Annotated in this window: 11 protein-coding genes; 7 read left to right on the top strand and 4 right to left on the bottom strand. The window is 38.7% G+C overall.

Annotated elements, in window-relative coordinates:
- Positions 1-4: 4 nt before the first annotated feature.
- The 7 genes from glyA to adk all read left to right on the top strand — a co-directional run bounded on the left by glyA (position 5) and on the right by adk (position 6,727).
- On the top strand, positions 5-1,270 hold the full coding sequence (glyA, locus tag DV434_RS00835; protein ID WP_005648164.1) for a serine hydroxymethyltransferase: 1,266 nt from the start codon (positions 5-7) through the stop codon (positions 1,268-1,270).
- A 70-nt stretch (positions 1,271-1,340) separates the two neighbouring features.
- Positions 1,341-1,961, top strand: a complete 621-nt coding sequence (gene coaE / locus DV434_RS00825) for a dephospho-CoA kinase (RefSeq protein WP_118785001.1) — start codon at positions 1,341-1,343, stop codon at positions 1,959-1,961.
- Positions 1,954-2,160 (top strand): DNA gyrase inhibitor YacG, encoded by a 207-nt coding sequence (gene yacG, locus DV434_RS00820; RefSeq protein WP_005634195.1) that lies wholly within the window; start codon positions 1,954-1,956, stop codon positions 2,158-2,160. Before coaE ends, yacG begins: the two co-directional genes overlap by 8 nt.
- 116 nt (positions 2,161-2,276) lie before the next feature.
- The gene (rhlB, locus tag DV434_RS00815) at positions 2,277-3,521 is read left to right on the top strand and encodes an ATP-dependent RNA helicase RhlB (RefSeq protein ID WP_192881455.1); all 1,245 of its coding nucleotides are present in this window, start codon (positions 2,277-2,279) and stop codon (positions 3,519-3,521) included.
- 43 nt (positions 3,522-3,564) lie between these two features.
- The gene (galE, locus tag DV434_RS00810; RefSeq protein ID WP_118811387.1) at positions 3,565-4,581 is read left to right on the top strand and encodes a UDP-glucose 4-epimerase GalE; all 1,017 of its coding nucleotides are present in this window, start codon (positions 3,565-3,567) and stop codon (positions 4,579-4,581) included.
- Positions 4,582-4,720: 139 nt separating this feature from the next.
- Positions 4,721-5,998 (top strand): MFS transporter, encoded by a 1,278-nt coding sequence (locus DV434_RS00805; protein ID WP_118811386.1) that lies wholly within the window; start codon positions 4,721-4,723, stop codon positions 5,996-5,998.
- 84 nt (positions 5,999-6,082) lie between these two features.
- Positions 6,083-6,727 carry an adenylate kinase gene (gene adk / locus DV434_RS00800; RefSeq protein WP_005631284.1) on the top strand — a complete coding sequence of 215 codons (645 nt, stop codon included), beginning with the start codon at positions 6,083-6,085 and terminating at the stop codon, positions 6,725-6,727.
- A 67-nt stretch (positions 6,728-6,794) separates the two neighbouring features.
- Here the strand turns inward: adk and acrB are convergent, their stop codons facing one another.
- The 4 genes from acrB to DV434_RS00780 form a co-directional block, all read right to left on the bottom strand.
- On the bottom strand, positions 6,795-9,875 hold the full coding sequence (acrB, locus tag DV434_RS00795) for a multidrug efflux RND transporter permease subunit AcrB (RefSeq protein WP_118811385.1): 3,081 nt from the start codon (positions 9,873-9,875) through the stop codon (positions 6,795-6,797).
- A 17-nt stretch (positions 9,876-9,892) separates the two neighbouring features.
- The gene (gene acrA, locus DV434_RS00790) at positions 9,893-11,089 is read right to left on the bottom strand and encodes a multidrug efflux RND transporter periplasmic adaptor subunit AcrA (protein ID WP_192882512.1); all 1,197 of its coding nucleotides are present in this window, start codon (positions 11,087-11,089) and stop codon (positions 9,893-9,895) included.
- Positions 11,090-11,119: 30 nt separating this feature from the next.
- Positions 11,120-11,683 (bottom strand): efflux transporter AcrAB transcriptional repressor AcrR, encoded by a 564-nt coding sequence (acrR, locus tag DV434_RS00785; RefSeq protein ID WP_118811384.1) that lies wholly within the window; start codon positions 11,681-11,683, stop codon positions 11,120-11,122.
- Between the two features lie 195 nt (positions 11,684-11,878).
- Positions 11,879-12,871, bottom strand: a complete 993-nt coding sequence (locus DV434_RS00780) for an amidohydrolase family protein (RefSeq protein ID WP_005631292.1) — start codon at positions 12,869-12,871, stop codon at positions 11,879-11,881.
- Positions 12,872-13,021: the final 150 nt, after the last annotated feature.

Genomic DNA, 13,021 nt, shown 5'->3' with positions numbered 1-13,021 from the left:
CACAATGTTTACAAGAAATATGACTATTGCTGATTACGATCCAGTATTGTGGCAAGCGATCCAAGATGAAAATCGTCGTCAAGAAGAACATATCGAACTAATTGCATCTGAAAACTATGCTAGTCCGCGCGTGATGGAAGCTCAAGGTTCACAATTCACTAATAAATATGCTGAAGGCTATCCAGGTAAACGTTATTACGGTGGTTGTGAGTATGCTGACATTGTGGAACAATTAGCAATTGACCGTGCGAAAGAATTATTTGGTGCTGATTACGTGAATGTTCAACCGCACTCTGGATCACAAGCAAACGCTGCAGTGTACGGTGCATTGATTAATGCGGGCGATACTATTTTAGGTATGGATTTGGCTCACGGTGGGCACTTAACTCATGGTGCAAAAGTCAGTTTCTCAGGCAAGATTTATAACTCTGTGCTTTATGGAATTACTGCGGATGGCTTAATTGATTATGAAGATGTTCGTCAAAAAGCATTAGAATGTAAACCAAAACTTATCGTTGCTGGTTTCTCGGCTTATTCACAAGTTGTGGATTGGGCGAAAATGCGTGAAATCGCAGATGAAGTTGGTGCGTATTTATTTGTGGATATGGCACACGTAGCAGGATTAATTGCAGCGGGTTTATATCCAAATCCACTTCCGCACGCACATGTTGTAACCACTACCACCCACAAAACATTAGGCGGCCCACGTGGTGGTTTAATTCTTTCATCTTGTGGCGATGAAGAAATCTACAAAAAATTACAATCATCCGTATTCCCTGCAAATCAAGGTGGTCCATTAGTTCATATTATTGCGGCAAAAGCAGTTTGCTTTAAAGAAGCATTAGAGCCTCAATATAAAGAATACCAAGCAAATGTAATCAAAAATGCGAAAGCAATGGTTGAGGTATTTAAACAACGTGGTTATGACGTTGTATCAAATGGTACTGAAAACCACTTGTTCTTAGTAAGTTTCATTAAACAAGGATTAACAGGTAAAGCAGCTGATGCGGCATTAGGCAAAGCAAATATTACAGTGAATAAAAATGCTGTACCAAACGATCCGCAAAAACCATTTGTTACTTCAGGTATCCGTGTAGGTACACCATCTGTGACTCGCCGTGGTTTCAATGAAAATGATGTGCGTGAATTAGCGGGCTGGATGTGTGATGTTTTAGATGCTTTAGGCAAAGAAAATGAAGAACAAGTGATTGCTGAAACTAAAGAAAAAGTATTAGCAATTTGTAAACGTCTTCCAGTTTATCCGAAATGATTTATTTTCTTTCGTTGATTATATGGTTAGCGGCGATCAATATCGCCGCTTATTTTTTATGGAAAATTATATGACTTATATTGTTGGATTAACTGGTGGCATTGGTAGTGGTAAAACAACGATTGCTAATTTATTTGCCGATCTTGGTGTACCTCTACTGGATGCGGATGTGGTTGCTAGAGAAGTCGTCGCGAAAGATTCCCCCTTATTGTCAAAAATTGTTGAACATTTTGGTGCTCAAATTTTAACGGAACAAGGCGAGCTTAATCGCGCGGCTTTACGAGAGCGAGTGTTTATCCGTGATGAAGATAAATTGTGGTTAAATAATCTTTTACATCCCGCTATTCGTGAACGAATGAAACAACAACTCGCTGAACAAACTGCGCCTTACACATTATTTGTCGTCCCTTTATTAATAGAAAATAAATTGACCGCACTTTGTAATCGTATTTTGGTGGTGGATGTGAGTCCACAAACTCAACTTGCTCGTTCAGCTCAACGAGATAACAATAATTTTGAGCAAATTCAACGAATTATGAATTCTCAAGTTTCTCAACAAGAGCGTTTAAAGTTGGCGGATGATGTGATTAACAATGATGCTGAACTGGCCCAAAACTTACCGCACTTGCAACAAAAGGTGCTAGAATTACACCAGTTTTATTTACAACAAGCGGAACATAAAAATGTCTGACGAAATGATTGAAGTACCTTGTCCGATTTGCCAAAAATCTGTGCCTTGGACAAATGAAAGTACTTTTCGACCTTTTTGTAGCAAACGTTGCCAGTTAATCGATCTTGGCGAATGGGCGGCTGAAGAAAAAGCGATTCCAAGTGATACTGCAGATTTTGCAATGGATCCAAATGTGAGTGATGAATGGAGCATTAAATAGAGATTAACCGATAGGAAACCCTATTGGTTAATTTTTATAAGTGCGGTCCTTTTTTGAGGATTTTCCCTAAGCATGCTATGCTAAACGTAATTTTATTATTCTAAAATGTGATTTTTATGCAACAAGATTATTTAAGCCAACAACGATTCTCCGATCTTCCTCTACATCCGATTGTACGAGATGCTTTGGCAAAAAAAGGCTTTGATTTTTGTACCCCAATTCAGGCTTTATCCTTGCCTATCAGTTTAAATGGACGAGATGTCGCAGGACAAGCTCAAACTGGTACAGGCAAGACAATGGCTTTTTTAACGGCTACTTTTCACCATCTTTTAACTCACCAAGATCCTAATCTTGAATATCCTCACCCAAGAGCTTTGATTTTAGCGCCTACTCGAGAATTAGCGGTGCAGATTAGTAATGACGCTGAATTTCTTTCAAAAGCGAGTGGATTAAAGACCGCACTTGCCTATGGTGGCGATGGTTATGACAAACAGCTACAAGCGATTGAGCGTGGCGTAGATATTTTGATTGGTACGACAGGGCGAGTTATTGATTATGTGAAGCAAGGCGTAATTAGTTTAGATGAGATTCAAGTTGTCGTGCTAGATGAAGCGGATCGAATGTTCGATCTTGGATTCATCCGTGATATTCGTTATTTATTGCGTAAATGCCCCGCTCCACAAGCGCGTTTAACGATGTTATTTTCAGCGACGCTTTCTTATAAAGTACGTGAATTAGCATTTGAAGATATGAATGATCCTGAATATATTGAAATCGAACCGGAACAAAAAACAGGCCACCAAATCAAAGAAGAACTCTTTTATCCATCTAATCAGGATAAAATGGCACTTCTCTTAACCTTAATGGAAGATGAATGGCCTGAGCGCTGTATTGTGTTTGCGAATACGAAACATCGTTGTGAAGAAATTTGGGGTTATTTGGCGGCTGATGGGCATCGTGTTGGTTTACTGACTGGCGATGTAGCACAGAAAAAACGTTTGTCGCTATTGAAACAATTTACTGACGGTGATTTAGATATTTTAGTAGCAACAGATGTGGCTGCTCGTGGCTTGCATATTTCTGATGTGACGCATGTTTTCAACTATGATTTACCCGATGATCGAGAAGATTATGTTCACCGAATCGGCCGTACTGGACGAGCAGGGGAAAGTGGAGTTTCGATTAGTTTTGCTTGCGAAGAATATGCGATGAATTTACCCGCAATTGAAGAATATATTGGCCATTCTATCCCAGTGAGCCAATATGAAACAGAAGCCTTGCTTGAACTGCCGAAACCGTATCGGTTAAAACGTACAGCTGCGCAAGGGCATACAAGACATCGTTCTTATCATACAAAATAGTGATATAATTTTTTTAGTCTTAATAATTAATAAGGAAATCATTATGGCCATTTTAGTGACAGGTGGCGCCGGTTATATCGGTTCTCACACAGTTGTAGAATTATTAAATGCTGGCAAAGAGGTGGTGGTATTAGATAATCTTTGCAATTCATCGCCAAAATCCCTTGAGCGTGTAAAACAAATTACAGGCAAAGACGCAAAGTTTTATGAAGGCGATATTTTAGATCGTGTTTTGTTACAAAAAATTTTTGCAGAAAATGAGATTAACTCGGTTATTCACTTTGCAGGGTTAAAAGCCGTAGGGGAAAGTGTTCAAAAGCCGACAGAATATTACATGAACAATGTCGCTGGCACCCTTGTATTAATTCAAGAAATGAAAAAAGCAGGTGTTTGGAACTTTGTATTTAGCTCATCTGCAACGGTTTACGGTGATCCAAAAATTATTCCAATTACAGAAGATTGTGAAGTCGGTGGTACAACCAATCCTTATGGTACATCTAAATATATGGTTGAACAGATTGTACGTGATACAGCAAAAGCGGAACCAAAATTTAGCATGACTATCTTGCGTTATTTTAATCCAGTTGGGGCGCATGAAAGTGGCTTAATTGGTGAAGATCCAAATGGCATTCCAAATAATTTGTTGCCTTATATCAGCCAAGTTGCCATCGGTAAATTAGCTCAACTTTCTGTATTTGGTAGTGATTACGACACCCATGATGGAACAGGAGTGCGTGATTATATTCATGTAGTGGATTTAGCTGTGGGGCATTTAAAAGCGCTTCAACGTCATGAAAATGATGCTGGTTTACATATTTATAACCTTGGTACAGGACATGGTTATTCCGTATTAGATATGGTAAAAGCCTTTGAAAAAGCCAACGACATTACAATTGCATATAAACTTGTAGAGCGCCGTCCTGGTGATATTGCGACATGCTATTCTGATCCTAGTTTAGCTGCAAAAGAGCTTGGTTGGGTGGCAGAACGTGGTCTTGAAAAAATGATGCAAGATACGTGGAACTGGCAGAAAAATAATCCAAAAGGGTATCGAGATTAATATTCTCTAATATTTGTTTTCTTCTTTATGAAGAACGCTAAACATTGGGGGATGTGATTAAAAATCCCCCTAATTTTTATACTTATCCTTTAATTGAAAGGCGAAGTTTCTAAAATACAACCAAAATTAACCGCACTTTATGTTAAATTCCCTTTCTTCCCAAATTTTTACACGCAAGATGTTAATTTGCGTATTCACAGGTTTTAATTCTGGTTTGCCATTATTTGTGTTATTGCAAATGTTGCCTGTTTGGCTAACAGATAAACATCTTTCAATTGAGCTTATTGGTGCAGTAACCGGTGTGATGTTGCCTTATGGATTGAAATTTTTGTGGGCACCATTATTGGATCGTTATTTTCCGAGTTTTTTAGGGCGTCGTCGTAGCTGGATGTTGCTTTCACAAGTGGCATTATTGATTTTACTTTACATAATTAGCCTGTTTGATCCGCTCACACAAATGAGTACGGTGGCAAATATTGCTTTGCTTATCGCCTTTTTTTCAGCCACACAAGATATCGTGTTGGATGCGTATCGTCGTGAAATTTTGAGTAATCATGAATTAGGTTTAGGAAATACTATTCATATTAATGCTTATCGAATTGCGGGATTAATTCCGGGTGGGCTATCGCTCTATTTGGCGGCGATTTATCCTTGGGAAACAGTCTTTTTATGGACCGCACTTTGTATGTTAGCGGGCATCTTCATGACACTATTTTTAGCAAAAGAGCCAAAAATAGACATGCAGCAAACTAATCAGCCTTTCTATCAAGCATTTTGGATTCCATTACAAGAATTTTTTCAGCGTAAGGGTGTCATTCAGGCTATCGGTTTTTTACTGTTTTTGTTTTTGTATAAGTTCGGGGATTCTTTTGCCACAACGCTACAAACCAAATTTATTTATGATATGGGGTTTAGCAAAGAGGATATAGCCATTGTTGTAAAAAGTACCGCACTTTGGTCAAGCATTTTATCTGGGCTTGCTGGTGGTGTGATAATGCTAAAACTGGGCATTAATCGTGCATTGTGGTTGTTTGGGCTTGTACAGATGGTGACAATTGGTGGGTTTATTTGGTTGGCAGCTTTCGGACATTTTGATGTTATTACATCTGCCGAGTTATGGAAACTGGGTGTTGTGATTGCGGCAGAATATATCGGCGTAGGACTTGGCACCGCGGCTTTTGTGGCTTTTATGGCGCGTGAGAGTAATCCTCTTTATACCGCAACACAGCTTGCACTTTTTACAAGCCTTTCAGCTTTACCAAGTAAAGTTTTAGGTATGCTTTCTGGTTATGTTGTGGGAGCAGTGGGATATTATCAGTATTTTTGGTTTTGTTTATTTTTAGCGATTCCAGGCATGCTTTGTTTATTTTGGGTTGCGCCTTGGAATCAAGAAAATAATACGGCTAATTCACTATAAAAGTGCGGTAAAAATTATAAAAAATTTGACCGCACTATGCTTTATCAGTATCTTAATCACGTTTTTTATTAATGGAGATTTTTTATGAAAATTATTCTTTTAGGTGCACCGGGTGCAGGTAAAGGCACTCAAGCACAATTTATTATGAACAAATTTGGTATCCCGCAAATTTCAACTGGCGATATGTTCCGTGCAGCAATCAAAGCAGGGACTGAACTTGGCAAACAAGCCAAAGCATTAATGGATGAAGGTAAATTAGTACCAGATGAATTAACCGTTGCGCTTGTAAAAGATCGTATTGCTCAACCTGACTGCGCAAATGGTTTCTTGTTAGATGGTTTCCCTCGTACTATTCCACAAGCGGATGCATTGAAAGATTCAGGCGTTAAAATTGATTTTGTTTTAGAATTCGATGTGCCAGACGAAGTGATTGTTGAACGTATGAGTGGCCGTCGTGTACACCAAGCATCTGGCCGTTCTTATCATATCGTCTACAACCCACCAAAAGTGGAAGGTAAAGATGATGTAACTGGTGAAGATTTAATTATTCGTGCAGATGATAAACCAGAAACTGTATTAGATCGTTTAGCCGTATATCATAAACAAACCAGCCCATTAATTGATTATTACCAAGCAGAAGCGAAAGCGGGTAATACTCAATATTTCCGTTTAGATGGTACACAAAAAGTGGAAGAAGTTAGCCAAGAGTTAGATAAAATCTTAGGCTAAAAATAATCTAAAAAAATAAACCGCACTTTGGGTGACCTAAGTGCGGTTTGTTTTTTCTATGTTTTAATTAGTGGGTTGTTTTATTTTCATCAAAAACCGGTAATGGTTTATGTTCGGTTGCGACATAGCTATATACCACAGGCAATACGAACAAGGTGAAAATAGTACCAATGGATAATCCCGCTACAATCACTATCCCCATACTAAAGCGAGATACTGCTCCCGCACCTGTTGCATAGAGTAATGGAATTAAGCCTGCTACCATTGCTGCCGTTGTCATTAGAATTGGGCGTAAACGTACTTTGGCTGCATGAGTGATTGCCTCAATTCGAGTTTTACCATGGTTTAGCTGCTCTTCTTTTGCCACTTCACACATTAAGATACCATGCTTGGTGATTAATCCTACGAGAGTAATCAACCCAACTTGAGAATAGATATTTAATGTTGTTCCCGCGATGCTAAAGAAGGATAAAATATTTAAGCTCACTAATGCACCACTAACGGCTAATGGTACGGAAATCATAATTACCATTGGGTCACGTATAGATTCAAACTGAATGGCAAGTACCAAGAATATGATGATAACAGCCAATGCAAAAGTGACGGCTAATGCGTTACCTTCTTGGACTAATTGACGTGCTTCGGATTTAAAATCAAACGTATAGCCTTGCGGTAAATTGTCAGTCGCATATTGTTGTAGCCATGCAACAGCATCTCCCGTTGATGAACCAGGCATTGCTACAGCACTGATTTCAGCCGAATTTAACTGACTGAAACGTGGTAATGATGTTGGTTGTGTTTCTAGCTTCATCGTGATTAAACTGCTTAATGGCACAGATTGCCCATTACTTGCCGTTAAGTAATAGTTTTTGAATGCTTCGGGCGATAAACGATCATCACGTTTGACTTGCGAAATGACTTTATAAGCTCGTCCATCTACATCGACTCGCGTAATCGTCGCGCCAGATAAGAAACTCCCTAAAGTATTACTGATTTGTTGCATCGTGATACCGTAAGTACCAGCTTTCTCTTTATCTACTGAAATTGTCATTTGCGCCGTGTCATAGGTCAAATCTAAATCTGTATAAATAAATTTACCCGAGTCTTTCATTGCACTGAGGAATTTCTCTGCGGTATTTGCCAAAGATTTATAATCTTGTGCAGTTTTCAACACGATAGAGACTGGAGGGCCTTGTTCTCCCGTATCAATTTCAGGAAAGTTAAATGCAGATACGGAGACTTCTGGAATTGATTTCGCTTTTGCGTTGATTTCATTCATTACGGCAGATTGCTTGCGTGAGCGTTCTTTCCAGTCTTTCAATGTGATGATATTTAACGAGCTATTAGAAGTTGGCGCGCCCGCAATGCTCATACCAAAAGAGACTTCAGGTGTTTCCATTACATTTTTCATATATGGTTGCATTGCATTTTGAATGTAATCCACATTCACACTAGATGGCGCGTTACCAATCGCAATAAATGCGCCTTTATCTTCATTTGGCGTTAATTCACTAGAAAGAGAATTAAACAAAAATGGGAGCGTTGAGAAAATCACCACAGCAAAAGCCAGCATTGATTTACGATTGAGCATAACGAGATCAAGCATGTATTCGTAAATACGATTTACTTTACCTAAGGTATGTTCTACGCGTTCTTCCATCCATGTTGGTTTAGCGTTGGATTTAAGTAATTTACTACTCATCATTGGCGATAACGTTAATGCCACAACACCAGAAATAAATACCGCGCCAGCAAGGGTTAAAGCAAACTCTTTAAACAATGTGCCAGTAATCCCCCCCATTAAAGCCATCGGTGAATAAACTGCGATCAATGCGATAGTCATAGAAATTACAGGTACGGCGATTTCACGAGTACCAATAATTGCTGCACGGAATGGTGTTTCCCCTTCTTTTATATGGCGATCCACGTTTTCTAACACGACAATCGCATCATCAACTACTAAGCCGATAGCGAGAATAAGTGCTAATAATGTCATTAAGTTAATAGAAAAATCTAAACTTTGTAGCATCATTAAAACACCGATCAACGAAATCGGAATGGTGAGAACTGGAATTAAAATTGCGCGAAGCGATCCAATAAACATCAAAATAACCACTAATACAATAACAGTTGCTTCCACAATAGTTTTAATTACTTCATGGATTGAACTATTAATAGCAATAGTACTGTCATAAAGAATGTCAGTTTCCATACTATCCGGTAGTTGCTTTTTGATGTTTTCAAAGAGCGGTCGGATTTTTTCTGCAACGGTTAATGGGTTAGCCGATGAGGTTGGATTAATGCCTAATACAACAGAATCTGCACCATTTGCGGTTGCGCGAGAATTATCGCTTTCTTTGTTCAATTCAATGGTCGCAATATCGCGCAGGCGTACTAAATCATCACCACGAGAAGCAATAATTAAGTTACCTAATTGCTCAACGGATTTGGTCGTTGTTTCAACTTTGTTGCGGTAAGTGACATAGTAGCCGTTATCATTACCAGCCGCAGTTTGTACATTATTTGCAGAAAGGGCTGACATCACTGTTGGCGCAGAAAGATTTTGTGACGCCATTTTTTGAGGATCTAGCCAAATACGTAATGCATATTCCGCTGCACCAAATACTTGTACTCCAGCCACGCCTTCAATCGTAAAGAATTGAGGTTTGACTACGCGGTTAATGTAGTCTGTTACTTGGCTTGAGTCGAGTTTGTTGGAGCGAAAGCTTATATACATAATCCCCGTCCCACCAGAGGAAGATGCGACGCTTGGTGCTTCAATTCCACTTGGTAATTCAGAGCGCACAGCATTTACTTTTGCCAATACATCAGCAAGTGCTCCAGCAGGATCGGTATTCAGTTTCATTTTGACTGTAATAGTCGATGAATTTGGCGCACTGCTGGATGACATATAGTCAATGTTATCGGCTTGGGCGATAGATTCTTCTAATGTAGAAGTAACAAATGCTTGAATTAGATTTGCATCAGCACCAGGGTAGGCGGTTGTTACCGTAATTACCGTGGTGGTCATTTTAGGGTATTCACGCACTGCCAATTTCGAAATAGCTTGCAAACCTAAAATAATAATAAGCAAACTAATTGAAATCGCTAAAACAGGACGACGAATAAATATATCGGTAAATTTCATTCGTATTTCCTAGTTAATTAAAGGTTAGTTTTATTTACTGGCTCTGTTGCACCTACAATGTCTTTTTCAATCCATTCTACAAGACTGCCATTGCCGATACCTTGTTGACCACCAGTGATAATCTTATCACCCGGTTTTACTTCATTACCTTGTAATTGAGAATAAATACCTTGGCGATCTTTAGTAAATACGGTGATTTGTTTTGCTCGATATAAACGCTCTAATTTTTTGTTCTCAGCCATTTTCTCTTTATCTTCATCAGATAATGGTGTGAGTAAGTAAGCAATTTCACCATACATGTTGTAGCTAATAGCTACTTGTGGAACGACAACTTGATTTGTTTCTGTTGGAAGCGCAATGCGTAAACGTGAGAACATGCCTGAAAGCAATTTACGTCCATCTTCAGGATCAAATGTAGCCTGAACATCAACCAAACCTGTTGATGAATTAATAGCGGGTTCAATAGCCGTGATTCGAGCTGAAAATGTTTCGCCCAAGCGAGCATCTGTTGTCGCCGTGACGCGTTGACCGATATGCAATTTATCTAAATCATTTTGTGAAAGAGCAAAATCCACTTTCATTGAGCTCGTATCTTCTACACGCACAATTTCTGTTCCCACATTCACATATTGACCAACGTTTACTTTCACAATACCAGCTTTACCATCAAATGGCGCAACGATTTTACGGCGTTCAATTGCTGCTTTGAGAGATTCGATATTGGCTAATTGAGCATCATAAGCCGCTTTTGCGTTATCCATTTCTTGTCGTGAAACAGCATTGCTTTTCAATAAATTCGCATAACGTTGATAAGTTTGACGAAGAGCGGGGAGTTGTGCTTGTGCAGCTTGAAGGCTTGCATGTTCTACTGAACTGTCGAGTTCAATGAGTAAATCGCCTTTTTTAACTTGTTGGCCATTTTGCACAAGTACTTGAGAAATCGTACCTGCATTTTGTGTACTGAGCATCGCGCCTTGATTTGGACGCACAAGACCTGTTGTGTTGATAACTGGCGTCCATTCTCGAGGTTGAACTTCAAGTGCGGTCACTGGGCTTGAAGGTTCTGGCATTCCCGCAATGGCTCGGCTTATCATTACACCTTTTATCATATTAAAACCGATGACACCGGCAAAAATTAAGACAAATACCACTAAAATTATTTTCATAAAGAAAATATGTGAGCGTTTTGGTCTTTGATGTTGAGTTTGACTCATGTTTAAAGCTCCGTTATAAAATAACAACTATTATTTTTGAATTGCACGCCAAGAGCGTTCAATCACAGATTCTAAAATTTCAGGCTTAAGATCGAAATCGATAAATTTTGCATCAGAGGCTAGATTTATCGCAGTTTTCAAACTTAATAAAAAGAGAATATCTTCAGATAATTCCGCTAATAAGCCAGCTTTTTGTGCTTGATGATAAAATAAATCCCAACGGCAATTTTTAACGTTTTTACAAATATCCTTGAAATTAGGCAAAGATTCATATTGCTTTAAATTGGATAAGATAGTGGGATTTTCTTGTAAGAAATACCAAATGTTTTTCCACATTTGTCGATACTGTTCGAAAAAAGACTTAGTTTCATCAAAATCTTTTTCAAGTGTTGCTATAAACATTGAAAATACTCTGTGTGCAAATTGTTCAAGCAACTCATCTTTGTTTTTGAAATAAAGGTAAATCGTTCCTGCTGCTACATTCGCTTCTTTCGCAAGTTTGTGCATAGACAGCTGATTCAACCCTTCTTTTGCCATTAAACGATCTGTCGCTGAAAAAATCTGTTCAGCTAAGTCTGTTTTAGCTTGTCGCATAAGATCCTTGAGTAAAATAAGGAGCAATAATTGCTCAAAAATGAATGAGCGTTCATTTTATTTATTTTTTATTTTTTGGCAAGTTAAAAAACACAAAAGCACAACGAAAATGGGCAACATTTAAAAGCTAGATTTTTCAATAAACTTTTAAATGTTGCCCATTTTGACCGCACATTTGATTGGGAGAATAAAAAGCTAAATTGGCTCTAGTCCTAACACTTTACGACCGTTAATACTTGCGATGTTGACCATTTCATCTAAGTGTGGGAAACGGCAACCTGCAGCCAATAAGCTTAATTCTTGCCATAAATCGCCTTCACATAGAGGAACCATGTAATCACAAATATTATCTGTGCCTAGGGCAACAGTTATACCTTCGGGAATCATTTCATCTGCTGGCGTGAGCGCATTATGGAATGGCATAAGATCTTCTTTGCGATTACTGTCAATCCATGCCATAGGACAGGCGATCATCATCATTTTGGCTTTACGCATTTTTTCGTAAAGTTTGTAGCGATATTCTTTCGAATGTGAGCCAATGGAAATACCGTGGATACCCACAACTCGCCCCTCCATTCCATGTTCAATGGTTTTGTCGCAAAGTTGCTCAGTTTCTTTTTCACTTGGATTGTTGAATTGGTCGACATGTACATGACACATAATCCCAAGAGATTTGGCCTTATCTAACAAGATATCCATCGCCTCTAGGCCGCGTCCATAATCCAATTCATCACGATATGGTAAGCCGCCAATCATATCTACCATTTCCGCACCAATATCAAACCATTTACGCGCAGTGGGTTCGATTACTCCTTTTAAAGTTTGATTGGCAAATTTCAAAATAATGTCATGTTTATACACTTCGCGGGCTTTGTGTGCGGCAATAATTGCACGATCTTCACAAATTGGGTCTATATCGACAAAGGTACCAAATGCGGTTACACCTTGGGATATCATTAATTCAATAGATTGGCAAAAACGTGCGTAATAATCATCAACACTGGAAGTGCGTTTTACTTCATCCACTAAATCCCATTTTTGTTGCAAATTACTGCTATGATAAATCCCAATTTTCTCTGGCGTCATCGTAAAAGCGCGGTCAGCATGTGCATGGGCATTTACCCATCCGCCTTTTTTGATAATTTCATCGCGAATATAGGTTTTAAAACTACGAACGTGGCTTTTCATACAAACTCCGTAAAAAAGAAAGGATAAAAAGACGAGAATGTATATTAATTGAAAGGTGCTGTAAGTACGGCGAGAAGCATTATGATAATGTTATGAAAAACTCACGGATTTTCATTAATAACATTTTTCAGTCTTAAACTTAGTCGTGAG

The sequence above is a fragment of the Haemophilus haemolyticus genome, assembly GCF_003493685.1.
Classification (GTDB): Bacteria; Pseudomonadota; Gammaproteobacteria; order Enterobacterales; family Pasteurellaceae; genus Haemophilus; species Haemophilus haemolyticus_O.
The sequence above is the reverse complement of the archived record's forward strand: the minus strand, read 5'-3'. Positions and strand labels throughout refer to the sequence as shown.